Here is a 13,403-nt window from a genome sequence, read left to right on the forward strand (position 1 = left end):
CCCAGTCGCAATCGTGTCAAACCAGTGATTCCGGCAACTTCAGTTTCGACGGAGCAATCCACTGAGACTAGAAAACCTGCCCAGGAGGACCACTCGGATGTCCAGGATCCAACCGGCTTTCAAAAGTGTGGCATTGCTGTTTGCCATTTGCGTCACGGGCGCGGTCCCGGACGCCTCGGCGCAGGGGTCCGAGGGACTCACGGGGCTCTATTCGAACAAGAGCGGGACGCTGGCCATCGTCGAGGGGAGCAACGAGACGCTGGTGCACTTCTCGGGCTCGTTCCCGCAGGGCAGCAGCGCGGGCACCTGTGATTGCGCGTGGGTCGTCCAGAAGAAGACAGCCACCGCCTGGACGTTGAGCCAGGAGGACGAGCCGCAGCCCTGGACGCTGCGCGTCAATCCCAAGCAGTTCGTGTTGGAGTCAGGCCCCACGCCCCAGTGCTGCGGCGCGGGCTACCCGGGCAAGGACTCGTTCGCCCGGAGCACGTCCAAGCCGCTGGGCATCTGCAAGGTGAAGGCGTCCAAGGCGGGCTTCCACGCGTCGGACGCCGCCAACACCGCGCGCAAGGCGTTCGTGGTGTCCGGCGACGCGGTGGAGGCGTACGTCGACCCGCTGGAGCCGGACTTCCTCGCCGCGCGCTTCCAGGGCCCGCAGAAGGCCACCGCGGGGCTGCTCAAGCGTGCGGACCTGGACTGCTCGGCGGACTCGGCGCCCACGGCCACCCAGGCGCCGGTGGCCGCGGACAAGCTCCAGCCCTTCGCGGGGACGTGGGTGGAGCTGACGCGCCAGGGCAAGGGCTTCGTCGTCCTCAAGCCCTGCTCCGCCGCGACGCGCAGCTTCACCGTCAAGCCCACGACGGGCGAGGTGGAGGTGCAGCTGGGCCAGGAGGCCACGACGCTGAAGGTGACGTCCGTGGAGCCCGGCAAGGGCGCCGGGGCCTGGGTGCTGGGGCTCGCGTCCTCCGACGGCAAGCCGGAGGCGCTCCAGTGGAAGACGGCCGACGCCGCGAAGGGCACCGTGACCGTGACGAGTCCGGACCTCTTCTCCCAGAGCCATGACTACGTGCGCCAGGAGAAGAAGTCCGCGTTCCCGTCCAAGCAGGAGACGGGGTGCGACGAGTACGAGCGCTAACGCGCCCGTGAACGCCGCCGGGCCCGCAGGCCCCCGCCGAGCAGCAGCGCGACGAGCGCACCGGACAGGGGGCCTCCCGCTGTCTGGCAGCCTCCGTCATCGGCGGGCGGCCGTGGATCATCGATGGGGTCCACGGGCCTGCCCGCGTCGACGGTGCCCGCGTCCGTGCCGGCATCGGTGGTCCCCGGCTCCGTGCCCGCATCCTGCGCTTCGAGCGGCGCGCAGGATGCGGCCTGACCGGTGGCCGCGATGCACAGCCGGCCATAGCGCCCCAGTCCTTCCTTCCGTCCGTCCACGACCGCGACCACCACGCGCGTCGCGTCGTCCGCGGCCACCTGGGCGCGCAGCGCTTCGGGCCCGTTCGCGGTCACCACCCGCAGCACGGCGTCTTCCGTGACGGCCGCGATGATCAGGTGCAGCGCGGCCAGGTCGGTGCCCGGCTCGGGTTCGAACGAGGTGCCCACGAAGGACGCGCCGCCGGGGACCTCGAAGAGCCGCGAGGCCGCCGCCGCGACGCGCACGCGGTCCTGCGTGTGGGGGAGCGCCACCGCCGTCGTCGTCACCGGCGCATAGCCCTCCCCTCGCGCATAGCCGAACCCCGGCGTCGCGCGCGGGCCGGTGCCCAGGTTCCAGGTGGCGAACAGGGTGAAGGCCTCATCGAAGCTGGAGGCGAAGTCGCGGCGCAGGCAGGTGTCCAGCAGCACCGGCCAGCGGGCCTCCGGCTGCCGCACGGACTCCTCCAGCAGCGCGACGAGCACGCCGTCTCCGTAGCGCTCGCCGAGGAGCTGGAAGAAGAGCCCCGCGCCGTAGGTGAAGCTCACGCCCGGCCCTGCCGGGTCCAACACCAGGGTGCTGTCCGGACTGATCATGTAGCCGCGGGTGAAGCCCTCCAGGTCATCGAGCGCGGGCTCGAAGCGCTCGGTGGCCCAGACGGCGGTGCCCTCGGAGGCGATGCCGCCCAGGCCGGGCCGGTAGGCGGCCTGCACCGCGTGGAAGAACTCATGGCTGGCCAGGATCTCCACAGCCTCGGCGTCGGACGGGTAGCCGTAGCCCGTGAAGTCGTTCTCCTGGAGCATGAAGCCCGTGCAGCGCGTGGCGCCTTCCCGACAGGTCTCCTGCCGGAAGGCGCCGTCGCCAATCCCCCCGAAGTCCACCAGGTACACGTCGAAGCGGCCGTCGCCGCCGTCGTCCCCGGCCGGACTCGCGTCGTCGGGCGGCAGGCGGAAGCCCAGACCCGCGTAGAACGTCGCCACGCGTTCGTAGGTGCGCCCGACGAGCTCCACGAAGTCGGGCACGCCGCTGCCATCCGCGTCCGCCACCGGCACGGCGTGCTTGCCCTGGCGGGTGAAGTGGATGCGGAAGCGCTCGCCCGGCGACAGGGCGGACTCCACCGTGTCCTCGGGCAGGTAGCGCGGCTCGGGCGCGCTGGACGCGGTGGGCCGCCCGGACTCGGCGGCCAAGCCCGGTACGGCCTCCCGCTCGTGCGGAAGGCCGCGCGGGGTTCCCGCGCCAGCCAGCAGCAGGAGCAGCGTGGGAACCCCGGTGGTCATCACGGCAGCCAGGCCCACCGCAGGCGGATCGAACCCGCGCTGGCCGACGAGCTCACCGAGCCCGTCGTGTCACACTGCGCCTGCATCGTGGGCTCATAGTACGCCTTGACCTGCAGCTTCACGTGACGGCCATCCGCCAGCTGGATGAGATAGACCTTGTTCGTCATCTGCAGGCAGCTGGCGTAGGTCCAGAACGAGAGCGTCTGGGTCGCCGGACTGCCCAGGCCGTACCCGTCCGCGCTGAAAGTGCAGGCGCCGGGGGTGTAGTAGTTCTCCACCTGGAACCGCGCATCCACCGGCACGGACGTCACCGATTCGAACGTCGTGCCGTCCGGCGTCTGCGCCACCGCCACGCACGACGGGCCGGAGACGCCGCTGTTGAAGCGGACGACGTACCGGCGCACCGCGACGTCCCACTCCGTCGAGCTCAGCGCGGACTGATCATCGATGGCGACCTTCCGCAGCCCCGTCTCAGTGAAGCGCGCGTAGGTGTACGACTCCGGCACGCTCGTGCCACCCGCGCGGCCGTCCAGGAACGTGAGGAACTCGCCCTGCGTCGTGCCCTCCTCCACCACGCCGCCAGTGGCGACGGTGCTCCGGAGCCTGAGCGTGTCGATGCTCTGCTCCGTGCAGGCCACCGTGTCGGTGCACAGCTCCGCGCCACCGTCCGTGGGCGTGCCCGCGTCGGTCTCCGTGCCCGCGTCGGTCTCCGTGCCCGCGTCGGTCTCCGTCCCGGCGTCCGTGCCCGCATCGGTCTGCGTGCCCGCGCCCGTGCCCGTGCCCGCGTCCGTGTTCGTGCCCGCGTCCGTGTTCGTGCCCGCGTCCGTGTCGCCCCCGGTGCCCGCATCCGTCTCAGGCTCAGGCGCCAGGTCGCGCAGCTCGCACTTCTGGTCCGCGTTGCAGACGTAGGCCTTTCCCTGCGGGGCCGCGCCCTGATCGCGGCAGTCGAACGCGTCCACGCACTCGTCGCTGCTGCATCCCGGCGCCACCGCCGCCAGCGCGAGGGCCACCAGGGCCCCCATGCCGTACCACCGCGCGCCGCTCTTCCGGACCACCCCTCCAGGGTTGCTCATCGTCGTCACCTTTCGATGCGGAGTCCCGCGTTCGTCGAACGGTGCCGATCTCTAATCGATAACGATTATCATTTTCAATATCGATTCTTCGACTTCAAGTGGAAGTGTCCCCGGGCTGCTTCGGCGCGTTGTGGGCGGACAGGCGGGGCTGGCCTCCGGGGCCGAGCAGGCCCTGCATGGCGTCGAAGAGGTTCAGGTTGGAGCCGCTGGGGAGGAAGACGACCTTGTCCAGGCCTCCGACGACGGCGGCCTGGGCCTGCGCGGCCACGGCCTTCACGAAGTTCTCCCCTCCGCCCAGGGACTCCACGCGCTGGCGGAACTGCGAGGCCTCCACCTCCGCGAGCCGGGACTGGCGCTCCACCTCCAGGTCGTTGAGGCGCTGCTGGCGCTCCAGCGTCACCTGGGTGGTGAGCCGTTCGCGCTCGGCCTCCGCCTCGGCGCGGATGCGGGAGGCGCGGGCGTCGGACTCGGCGCGGGCCAGGGCCTCCTCGCTCTCCACGCGGGCGCGCTCCAGCTGCGCCTCCGCCTCCACCTTGGCGCGGCTGAGCGTCTCCAGCTGGTGGTTGCGGTTCTGCAGTTCGATGAGGGATTGGCGTTCGGCTTCCGACTTGCGGTGGCTGGCGATGTCCGCGAGCTGCTTCTCCTCCTCGCTGCGGATGCGCTTGAGCTCCGCGGCGGCCTGGGCCTCCTGGCGGGAGGCGTCCAGCTGGATCTGGATGTTGGTGTCGATGGCCTCACGCAGCTTCAGGGCCGTCTTCTCGTCGACGGGGGCGATGTCCTTGATGTCGATGTCGATGATGCGCAGCTGGTTCTCGGAGAAGAGGCGGTCCTTGCGCGCGCGGCCCGCGTCGTCCATGCCGAAGATGGCGCGGCGGATGAGCACGCTGGCGTTCTTGTGGAAGGTCTCGAACTCGTTCTCCGCGGCGACCTGGCGGATGCGCGACGCGAGGTTCTCACACACGTACCCGATGAAGTCGTTCACCCGGAAGATGGCCTTGTCCTTCTCCGGGTCGCCCTGCACGTCGAACTGCCACTTGTAGGAGAGCTTGATGCGCAGCCGTGCGTGGTCGCGCGTGGCCACTTCGAACAGGTCCGTGGCGAAGTCCGGCCCCAGCCGCAGCATCAGCACCTTGAGCTGACGCGGGCGCTTGGGCGTGCTGCCGGACAAATCCAGGACGGTGACGTCCTCGTACGGGCGCAGCATCACCTTCGCGGGGCCGAACTCCACGCGCGCGTGGTTGGTCTCGAAGTCGTTGATGAGGACCGCCGTGTTGTCCTCGATGCGAAGCACGATGGCGCGCGTGCGGTCCCCCTTCTCCGCCGACGTCGTGGGCCGAGGCGCCCGGGCGTCCTTCGCGTCCGCCGGAGGGGGCAACGGCGGAGCAAGGCCCAGCAGCGCCTCCGCGTCCGGGGACAGGCGCTTCTCGTGCAGCTCCTGGTGCGCCTCCGGCATGAACTGGCACGGTCCCTGGACCAGCGACACCTTGCCCGAGCGCAGGTCGCGCACGTAGAGGCCTTCCCCCTGCCCCAGCGACAGCGCGGCGATTTCGCGGTGGATGAGGACCTTCTCGCTGGGCACGTAGGTGCGCGGGCCGCGGACGATCCACGTGTCACCGGCCTTGCGCGCGCGGGGCTCGCCGCCCTCGTTCTCGGAGAGGTCATCCAGCGCCTGGAGCTTCAGGCCCTGGAGCTCCGACAGGACGTGCTTGCGGCGCACGTCGCCTTCCAGCGCTTCGCCGGGCTCCAGGAAGAAGACGTCGGGGCCGGAGACGACCTTGCGGCGGCCTTCCTGGACGCGGCCGGTGGCGCGGTCCACGGGATTGAGGATGACGCAGTACTCGGTCTCCTTGAGGACGCGGGCCTTCTCCAGCGACACGACGGTGACGGACTCGCCGGGCACGTAGCGGCCGGGGCCTCGCACCAGCCACTCGTCACCGGCTTCGCGGCGGCGGGGGGCGTCCGGGACGTGGGTGTCCGTGAAGGCGGTGAGCGCGCGCAGCCGCAGCGCCTCCGACACGCCCAGGACGTACTCCGGGACGATGTCGCCCTCCAGCTCCTCGCCGGGGTACAGCGGGAAGACCTTCGGCCCCACGCGGACCTCGCGGTCGCCCACCGCGACGCGGGCCTGGCCGAAGTCGTCCAGCGCCACCTGGCCGTCCACGCGCACCACGGGGTTGCGCACCACGCACCAGCTGCCGGCGCCCACCTCCACCATGCGCTCCTTCGCGACGAGCGTCAGGTGGGCCTCCAGCGTGAGCACGCGTGGGCCCACCTCCATCAGCACGACGCCGCGGTTGGCGTCCTCGATGTAGGCGTACTCGCGGTTCTTCAGGGAGATGCGCTGGATGGCTTCAGTGCTGGGGGCGGACGGCACGGGACACCTGCTCGGGCGGGAGGGATTGCCCGTGTGCCATTGCGAGCCTCGTGCCTGTGTCCGCTGCCCTGGGGCGGCCTTTCACTGCTCCGGACTGGCGCGGCCGCCCGCTCCATTCCGGCCCGGACGGTGCGCCAGGCTGGAGCACCGTCGAACTTGGATCGCTTCTTCGCGTCTGTTCGAATGCCCTCGCAGTGTGGGACCGGATGCTCCGGTCCCATTCCTCCCGGAGGAAGCATGAAGCCGTCGCGACTGAAGCGGTCCATTCCTGGCCTTGCCCTGATCATCGGCGCCATGGCGGGCTCGGCCCTGGCCATGGTTCCCGGCTCGGCGCCGGAGACGACCGACACCCAGGCGGTCAGGATGATCTGTTCGGCCAGCTGCAAGCCCTGCTACAGCCAGTATGACTGTGGCCAGGGAGAGGGTTCATGCGGCATCTGGCGTTGCATCAACCCGTAGGAACCCAAGCTGTTGCTCCGAATAGGCCTCCGAGTCCCAGGACTCGGAGGCTTTTGATGATTGTGATGAGATAGCAATACGTCTTCGGACATGCGGCGCCCTTTTGCTCCTGCTCGTTTTCTCGGCCTGCGCCACGACGGAGCCACGCCCCAGAGCGTCAGCGGCCCGCAGCACGAGGGAGGCCAACCTCCAACGAGCGGCGGCGCTGCCTTGGATGGATGATGGGCGGTGCGTTGTCCGCGAAGCGTCCCAGCCTTGGTCCGTGCTGGTGGAGCGGTGCTATCCGGCACTCGACCATGACCGGCTCGAGTTCCACGACGCCACGGGCAGATGCGCGGTCGCTTCCGCTGGCGCTGGTGCCGTGGGACTCGGGTTCTGCGTGCTGGCGGCTCCTGAGATTGTTGTGGGAGCCGTCATCGTCCTGGGTGTGGTGGTGGTGGCCGTCGCCATCAAGGAGGAACTGGATGCGTATGAACTGCGCCACCCCTACCCCGAGGAAGCAGGGACCTCACGAGGGGCGAAGGTTGCGTCCCGAGATGCCGTAGCGAAACCGAAGCCCCAGCTGGAACCGGAGCCAGCCGGCCAGGGCAGGCAGCCCCCGGTGCCGCCTGTACCCGTGGACCGGGCGGGCCGCGCCAGCTGCGAGCCTGTTCCCGTGCCTCACGCGGGCGAGGATGACTCGCATAAGATGTCGCAGCGGCATGCGGATATGGCTTCGCCGTGGGAGTGAGCACCCAGGCGCACAAAGCCGCGCTGCTCGAAGAAGTTCCCAAGCTCGATGTCGTCGTCACGGGGTGTAAACGATGACCGCGCGAAAAAAACTGACGCTCATCACCTATGCCCCTGCCCTCGCGGGCAAAGACAGCCGCACACTCAATGTCATCCATGGGATGGAGAAAGCGTTCCCCGGCCTGCTCCTGGAGTGGGACGTCGGCGAAAGTGGGCGCCCCATTGCATTGCCACAGCGTGACTCCTGGCTCATGGACAGAGTTGAGGACGGGGGATTCCCACTGGTTTGCAACGGGGACGAACGTTACCCCGTGACGGTCTGGGGAATTGAAAGCTCAGGACTCTCCAGCCCAGGCGGACAGCCTCAATTTGAAGTGCACGCAAAACTGCCACTGGACGGGCCCGTGATCGCGGCAGCGGCCGCGCTGCTTGAGGCCATGGCGGAGGGAGCACGTGCGTTCTGGGGGCACGCGTCGCCGTATGGCTACGGCTCGGAGGTCGCGCAGCAGTTCCGCCGCTCGCCGGACGGACCCGAGCGTTCACCCCGTGGGCTTCCCACGCTCAACCTTCCGGAGAAGAGCCCCAGGGCCGAGACTCCCTCTTTCCTCGGATGGATGAACTATTGGTCCGCGGCTGCCGCGGAGCTCGTCGGATTCCCGGATCCGGCTCGCGATGCCGAACTGCTCACGCGGGCGCGGCGCACTCCGTCAGGCGGGTGGATCGTGCAGCTGACGGAGGCACCGCTCGATTACGACAATCCCGCCCACCTGGAAGCGCTCAAGCGTGTCTATGAGCGCTTCCCGGTGATCGGCGGACGCACAGCGCCTGGGCCGTGATTCAGCCCCGGGCGGCGCGGGCGTCACGGCCCCGGGCGCGGGCGGCCTTGGAGAGCAGGTCGCTCCCCTTCTCCTCGCCCTTCATCCACGCCTTCAGCGCGGGCACCACCTGCTTGCTCCACGCGCGGCCGGCGCGCACGGCCAGGAAGTCCTGCACCAGCGCGTCCACGATGGCGGAGAGCTGCTCGGTCAGCTCCAGCCGCTCGGAGAGCTGATCATCCTCTTCCTCCGTCATGAGCGCGGGCAGCTTGGCGGCGCGGATGTCCAGGAACTCGGAATCGAGGGTGACTTCGTACTCGCGCTCGCCGTGCGACACGCGCAGCCGCGCCTGGGACACCAGCAGGCCCCGGTCCAGCGAGTGGCGCACGTTCTCCGAGTACGGCGCCAGCGTGCCCTTGGCGCTCATCTCCGTGACGTCGCCGGCCACGCCGCGCAGCACCACCTTGCCCAGGAAGAGGACGACGACGCCCGCGCCGTCGTACTCCACCAGCGGGTCGCCCGACTCCGAGCGCCACAACAGCCACGTCATGAACTCGCGGCCCAGGTAGGCCCGGCCGCGCAGCAGCTGCTCGCGCGCCTTGCCCTTTTCGACTTCGGCTTCGTCCTTCTCCTCCTCCGTGGCGACGCCATCCACGCCGACATCGCCCCGCGCGAACGCCGCCTCTTCCCTCGCCTGCTCACGCCTCGCCATGGGCGTCCTCCACCGAAGCCGTCGCCGGCAGGTCCATGCCAATGAGCTCCGCCGTGGGGCCCAGGGCCTTCTCGTCGATGCCCGCGCGCTGCGCCATGGACGCGGGCGTGATGCCAATCACCTTCACCGCCAGGGCGCCTTCCAGCGCCACGCAGATCTCATCCACCGTCTTGCGCGACGCGGCCCAGACCTGCACCGTCTGCGTCTTCAGGTTCCACGTCACGTCCAGCACGCTGGTGCGCGGCACGGCGCGCTGACGCAAGAGCTGCTTGAGCTCCGCGCGCTGCCTGTTCTTCTCCGCGCGCGCGGGCGGGCGGCCGTTCTCCTTGCCGAAGGCGGCGGCCCACTTGTCCAGCTCCGACTTCATCATCGACGCGGGCACCTTCAGCGTGTCGATGCGAAAGCCGAACAGGGCGTACTCGCCATAGAAGAGGTTCCCGGTGGCGAACTCGGAAGCCTCCGGGTTCTCCAGCTCCACGAAACCAGCGGCGCGCTCCTCCTCGGAGCGGCGGTCGATGGGCTCGAACGCATGGGACTTGAGTCCCTTGGTCAACCAGCGCTTGACGTCGGACGGCGCATCCTTGGCCGGCTCGGTCCGGAAGCGCGAAAAGGTCACGGCACCACGTAGGACAGGCATGGGGCGCGGCAGGATGGGGGGCATGTGCCGCCGCGTCAAGGCACTCGGTGTGGCTGGACGAAACGGGCCGGGAATAGCCCGCGCGCAAGACCGTTTGCCCGCGCGCCGTCCAACCGTGCACTTCTTCCGCCCCACCCCGCCGGCGGGAAACCATGACACTCCCAGGCACGCGACATACGGTGGCCGCCGCCATGCGCCGAGCCCTCTCCTCCGCCAGCGTCGCCCTCTTCCTGTCCGCCTGCACCCACGCGCCCGCCACGCCGGACGGCGCCTCGCGCGACACCCTGCCCGGGGTGACGAACGCCCTGCTGGAGACCCTGGAGGCGGACGGCGCGCTCACGGGCGCGTATGTAGTGGACGCACGCACCGGGGAGCCCCTCTTCACCCACCGGGAGAACGTGCGGCTGCTGCCCGCGTCCACGATGAAGGTGGTGTCCACCTCCGCCGCGCTGTCCGCGCTGGGGGCGGACTTCCGCTTCGTGACCCCGGTGTCCCTGGAGGGCTCGCAGACGGGGGGCCTGTTCCTGGGCGACGTGGTGGCGCAGGCGTCCGGGGACCCGTCGCTGGGCTCGTGGCGCTTCCCGGAGACGGCGCTCGCGTGTGACCGCATCGCGGAGGCCTTCCAGGCGCGCGGCATCCACCAGTGGCGCGGCAACGTGCGCATCGCCGGCACGGAGGGCGTGGATGGCGGCATGGGCCCCGGCTGGGCCTGGGACGACGCGGCGTATGCCTACAGCGCGGCGCCCACGCCCTTCGTCTTCCGGGAGAACGTGGTGGACCTGGCGCTCGCCCGCGCTCCCGGCACCACCTGCTCGGACGCGCCCTCCGTCCAGTGGACCCCCACCTTCGCCACGCTGTCCGCGGTGGTGAACGTGGACGTCAACGCGGAGCGCGCGAACCTGGCCTGCGTGCGTGGCGGTGGCGGGGTGCGCTGCACCTGGCGCTCGCCGTCCGGTGGGCCGTGCCCCCAGTCCGCCGCGGTGAAGCTGTCCGTGGACGCGCCGGAGGCCCTCTTCGCCGCGTGCGTGGACGACGCGCTGGCGCGGCACGGGGTGACGCGGCTGCCGCTCTCGCTGGAGGCGCCCACCTCCCCCATGCCGCCGGTGCCGGTGCCGCTGGTGGAGCTGACCAGCCCGCCCCTGTCGGAGCTGGTGCGCGTGACGAACAAGGAGAGCCTCAACCTGTACGCGGAGCGGCTGGGCATGCGCTTCGCGCGCGAGCGCACCGGCAACGAGGGCTACGCCTCGCTGCGCACGGCCCTGGTCGCGGAGCTGACGCGCCGGGGCGTGCCCACCAAGGACCTGCGCCCGGTCGATGGCAGCGGCCTGTCCCGCTACAACCTGGCGTCGCCCCGGGGCATGGCGCGGGTGCTGCTCACCAGCCTCCAGGAGCCCTACGGCGCCGCGCTGGTGGACAGCCTGCCGGTGCTGGGCGTGGACGGGACGCTGGCGGGCCGCAAGACGAAGCCGTCCATCGCGGGCCGCATCCGCGCGAAGACAGGCACGCTCACGGGCCAGAAGTGCTTCGTGGGCGTGGCGGAGCGGCCGAATGACCCGGAGCACCCGCGCGTCGTGTTCGCGCTGATGCTCGGCAACATGGACGAGGGCACGAAGCCCAACGCCAACGAGACCTTCGACACCTTCTCCACCGCCCTGGTGGAGCTGCCCCTGCGATGAGCGTCCCGCAGGGGTTCCACCCGCATGCGAGGTGAACCATGAAGTCCAGAATCGCAGTGACGACCGCCGCGCTGCTCGTGCCGCTGGTGGCGGGAGCCGCCGGCAAGGCGCCCGCGAAGCCGGCCGCCGCGCAGAAGCAGCCCGTGGAGACCACCTACCACGGCACCACCGTGGCGGATCCGTACCAGTGGATGGAGTCCGCCACCGACCCCAAGGTGCAGCAGTGGACGGACTCGCAGAACGCGTACACGCGCGCGTACCTGGACAAGCTCCCGGGCCGCGAGCCGCTGCGCCAGCGCATCTCGGAGCTCCTGTCCTGGAAGTCGCCCTCCTACGGCGGCCTGGATGAGCGGGGCGGCACGCTCCTGGGGCTGAAGTTCCAGCCGCCCAAGCAGCAGCCCACGCTCATCGTGGTGGGCTCGCTGGACGACACGTCGAAGGAGCGCGTGCTGGTGGACCCCACGCAGGTGGACACCTCCGGCAAGACGACCATCGACTGGTTCCAGCTGTCGCACGACGGCAAGAAGGTCGCCGTCTCCATGTCCAAGGGCGGCACGGAGAGCGGCGACGTGTCCGTGTGGGACGTGGCCACGGCGAAGGCGATGCCCAACGAGCTGGTGCCCCGCGTCAACGGCGGCACGGCGGGCGGCAGCCTCGCGTGGAACGCGAAGGGCACGGGCTTCTTCTACACGCGCTACCCGCGCGGCGAGGAGCGCCCGCCCGTGGACCGCGAGGTGTACCAGCAGGTGTACTTCCACGCGCTGGGCACGCCCACGGAGAAGGACACGTACGCGCTGGGCAAGGACTTCCCGCGCATCGCGATGACGGACCTGGAGTCCAGCGACGACGGCCAGTACACCTTCGCGCGCGTGGCCAACGGCGACGGCGGCGAGTTCGACCTGTACCTGCACGGCCCCAAGGGCACGTGGACGCAGGTGGCGAAGTACGCGGACAAGGTGGTGGCGGCGCGCTTCGGCAGCGACGGCGCGGCGTACCTGCTCAGCCGCAAGGACGCGCCGAAGGGCAAGGTGCTGCGCCTGCCGCTGGCCACGCCCACGCTGGACAAGGCCACCGTGGTCGTCCCCGAGGGTGAGGCGACGGTGCAGGCCGCGGTGCCGACGAAGAGCCGCCTGTACCTGCTGGAGCAGCTGGGCGGCCCGTCGCAGTTGCGCATGGTGGACCTGACGGGCAAGGCGCTGGGGCTGGTGCCCACGCTGCCGGTGTCGTCGGTGGGCGGCCTGGTGCGCCAGGGCGCGGACGACCTGCTCTTCGTCAACGGCAGCTTCACCCAGCCGCACTCCTGGTTCCGCTTCACGGCGGCGGACGGCAAGGTGACCAAGACGGCGCTGGCGCGCACGGCGCCCATCGACATGAGCGACGTGGAGGTGGTGCGCACGGAGGCCACGTCGAAGGACGGCACCAAGGTGCCGCTCACCATCCTGAAGAAGAAGGGCACGAAGCTGAACGGGAACAACCCCACGTGGCTCACCGGCTACGGCGGCTTCAACGTCTCCATCAACCCGGGCTACAGCGCGCTGACGGGCATGTGGCTGGAGCAGGGCGGCGTGTTCGCGGTGGCGAACCTGCGCGGCGGCTCGGAGTTCGGCGAGGAGTGGCACAAGGGCGGCTCGCTCACGAAGAAGCAGAACGTGTTCGACGACTTCTACGCGTGCGCGAAGCTGCTCACGGACCAGAAGTACACGCAGCCGAAGAAGCTGGCCATCCAGGGTGGCAGCAACGGCGGCCTGCTGATGGGCGCGGCCGTGACGCAGCACCCGGAGCAGTACGGCGCGGTGGTGGCGCGCGTGGGCATCTACGACATGCTGCGCACGGAGCTGACGCCCAACGGCCAGTTCAACGTGACGGAGTACGGCTCGGTGAAGGACCCGGAGCAGTTCAAGGCGCTGTATGCCTATTCGCCGGTGCACCAGGTGAAGGACGGGACGAAGTACCCGCCGGTGCTCTTCACGTCCGGGGCCAATGACCCGCGCGTGGATCCGTTCCACTCGCGCAAGATGGTGGCCCGGATGCAGTCGGCGACGGCGGCCCCCAAGCCCATCCTGCTGCGCGCCAACGCGGAGACGGGCCACGGCATGGGCACGCCGCTGTCCGCGCGCATCGAGGAGGAGGTGGACGTCTACTCCTTCGTCTTCAACGAGCTGGGCATGACGTACAAGCCCAACGCGACGAAGAAGGTCTCCGCGCCCGCGCCGAAGTAGTCCTGCTTCTCTTCACGCCCGTCTCTG

11 protein-coding genes are annotated in these 13,403 nt (G+C 70.1%); 6 read left to right on the top strand and 5 right to left on the bottom strand.

Features of this window, described 5'->3' with window-relative positions; genetic code table 11:
• The first annotated feature begins 127 nt into the window (after positions 1–127).
• Positions 128–1,132, top strand: coding sequence for a hypothetical protein (locus tag NR792_RS11385; RefSeq protein ID WP_375760085.1), 1,005 nt, complete (start codon positions 128–130; stop codon positions 1,130–1,132).
• Here the strand turns inward: NR792_RS11385 and NR792_RS11390 are convergent.
• The 3 genes from NR792_RS11390 to NR792_RS11400 all read right to left on the bottom strand — a co-directional run bounded on the left by NR792_RS11390 (position 1,129) and on the right by NR792_RS11400 (position 6,129).
• Complete coding sequence (locus NR792_RS11390; RefSeq protein ID WP_375760086.1) at positions 1,129–2,682, bottom strand: MXAN_6640 family putative metalloprotease; 1,554 nt, start codon at positions 2,680–2,682, stop codon at positions 1,129–1,131. The two genes, NR792_RS11385 and NR792_RS11390, sit on opposite strands and share 4 nt — an antisense overlap.
• Complete coding sequence (locus NR792_RS11395) at positions 2,682–3,755, bottom strand: HmuY family protein (protein ID WP_375760087.1); 1,074 nt, start codon at positions 3,753–3,755, stop codon at positions 2,682–2,684. Before NR792_RS11395 ends, NR792_RS11390 begins: the two co-directional genes overlap by 1 nt.
• 94 nt (positions 3,756–3,849) lie before the next feature.
• Positions 3,850–6,129 (bottom strand): hypothetical protein, encoded by a 2,280-nt coding sequence (locus tag NR792_RS11400; RefSeq protein WP_375760088.1) that lies wholly within the window; start codon positions 6,127–6,129, stop codon positions 3,850–3,852.
• Positions 6,130–6,366: 237 nt separating this feature from the next.
• On the opposite strand from NR792_RS11400, the gene NR792_RS11405 reads away from it, so the two are divergent.
• The 3 genes from NR792_RS11405 (at position 6,367) to NR792_RS11415 (ending at position 8,153) form a co-directional block, all read left to right on the top strand.
• Positions 6,367–6,588, top strand: coding sequence for a hypothetical protein (locus tag NR792_RS11405; RefSeq protein ID WP_375760089.1), 222 nt, complete (start codon positions 6,367–6,369; stop codon positions 6,586–6,588).
• Between the two features lie 726 nt (positions 6,589–7,314).
• On the top strand, positions 7,315–7,395 hold the full coding sequence (locus NR792_RS11410) for a hypothetical protein (protein ID WP_375761603.1): 81 nt from the start codon (positions 7,315–7,317) through the stop codon (positions 7,393–7,395).
• Positions 7,392–8,153 carry a DUF5953 family protein gene (locus NR792_RS11415; protein ID WP_375760090.1) on the top strand — a complete coding sequence of 254 codons (762 nt, stop codon included), beginning with the start codon at positions 7,392–7,394 and terminating at the stop codon, positions 8,151–8,153. Before NR792_RS11410 ends, NR792_RS11415 begins: the two co-directional genes overlap by 4 nt.
• Before the next feature lies 1 nt (position 8,154).
• Here the strand turns inward: NR792_RS11415 and NR792_RS11420 are convergent, their stop codons facing one another.
• The gene (locus tag NR792_RS11420; protein WP_375760091.1) at positions 8,155–8,844 is read right to left on the bottom strand and encodes a hypothetical protein; all 690 of its coding nucleotides are present in this window, start codon (positions 8,842–8,844) and stop codon (positions 8,155–8,157) included.
• Positions 8,831–9,481 carry a recombination-associated protein RdgC gene (rdgC, locus tag NR792_RS11425; RefSeq protein WP_375761604.1) on the bottom strand — a complete coding sequence of 217 codons (651 nt, stop codon included), beginning with the start codon at positions 9,479–9,481 and terminating at the stop codon, positions 8,831–8,833. Before rdgC ends, NR792_RS11420 begins: the two co-directional genes overlap by 14 nt.
• Positions 9,482–9,672: 191 nt before the next feature.
• Between rdgC and dacB the strand changes: the two genes are divergently transcribed.
• Positions 9,673–11,157, top strand: coding sequence for a D-alanyl-D-alanine carboxypeptidase/D-alanyl-D-alanine-endopeptidase (gene dacB / locus NR792_RS11430; protein ID WP_375760092.1), 1,485 nt, complete (start codon positions 9,673–9,675; stop codon positions 11,155–11,157).
• A 38-nt stretch (positions 11,158–11,195) separates the two neighbouring features.
• A complete protein-coding gene (locus NR792_RS11435; RefSeq protein ID WP_375760093.1) occupies positions 11,196–13,376 on the top strand; it encodes a prolyl oligopeptidase family protein in 2,181 nt (726 codons plus the stop codon).
• Positions 13,377–13,403 lie beyond the last annotated feature (27 nt).

This window comes from Corallococcus exercitus, assembly GCF_042231735.1.
GTDB classification, from domain to species: Bacteria; Myxococcota; Myxococcia; order Myxococcales; family Myxococcaceae; genus Corallococcus; species Corallococcus exercitus_B.

What these genes read in the sequence shown, in the direction of transcription:
- NR792_RS11395 (WP_375760087.1), bottom strand. Translation starts at nt 3,755, where the DNA reads ATGAGCAACCCTGGAGGGGTGGTCCGGAAGAGCGGCGCGCGGTGGTAC.
- dacB (WP_375760092.1), top strand. Translation starts at nt 9,673, where the DNA reads ATGCGCCGAGCCCTCTCCTCCGCCAGCGTCGCCCTCTTCCTGTCCGCC.
- NR792_RS11415 (WP_375760090.1), top strand. Translation starts at nt 7,392, where the DNA reads ATGACCGCGCGAAAAAAACTGACGCTCATCACCTATGCCCCTGCCCTC.
- NR792_RS11420 (WP_375760091.1), bottom strand. Translation starts at nt 8,844, where the DNA reads ATGGCGAGGCGTGAGCAGGCGAGGGAAGAGGCGGCGTTCGCGCGGGGC.
- NR792_RS11435 (WP_375760093.1), top strand. Translation starts at nt 11,196, where the DNA reads ATGAAGTCCAGAATCGCAGTGACGACCGCCGCGCTGCTCGTGCCGCTG.
- NR792_RS11405 (WP_375760089.1), top strand. Translation starts at nt 6,367, where the DNA reads ATGAAGCCGTCGCGACTGAAGCGGTCCATTCCTGGCCTTGCCCTGATC.
- NR792_RS11390 (WP_375760086.1), bottom strand. Translation starts at nt 2,682, where the DNA reads ATGACCACCGGGGTTCCCACGCTGCTCCTGCTGCTGGCTGGCGCGGGA.
- rdgC (WP_375761604.1), bottom strand. Translation starts at nt 9,481, where the DNA reads ATGCCTGTCCTACGTGGTGCCGTGACCTTTTCGCGCTTCCGGACCGAG.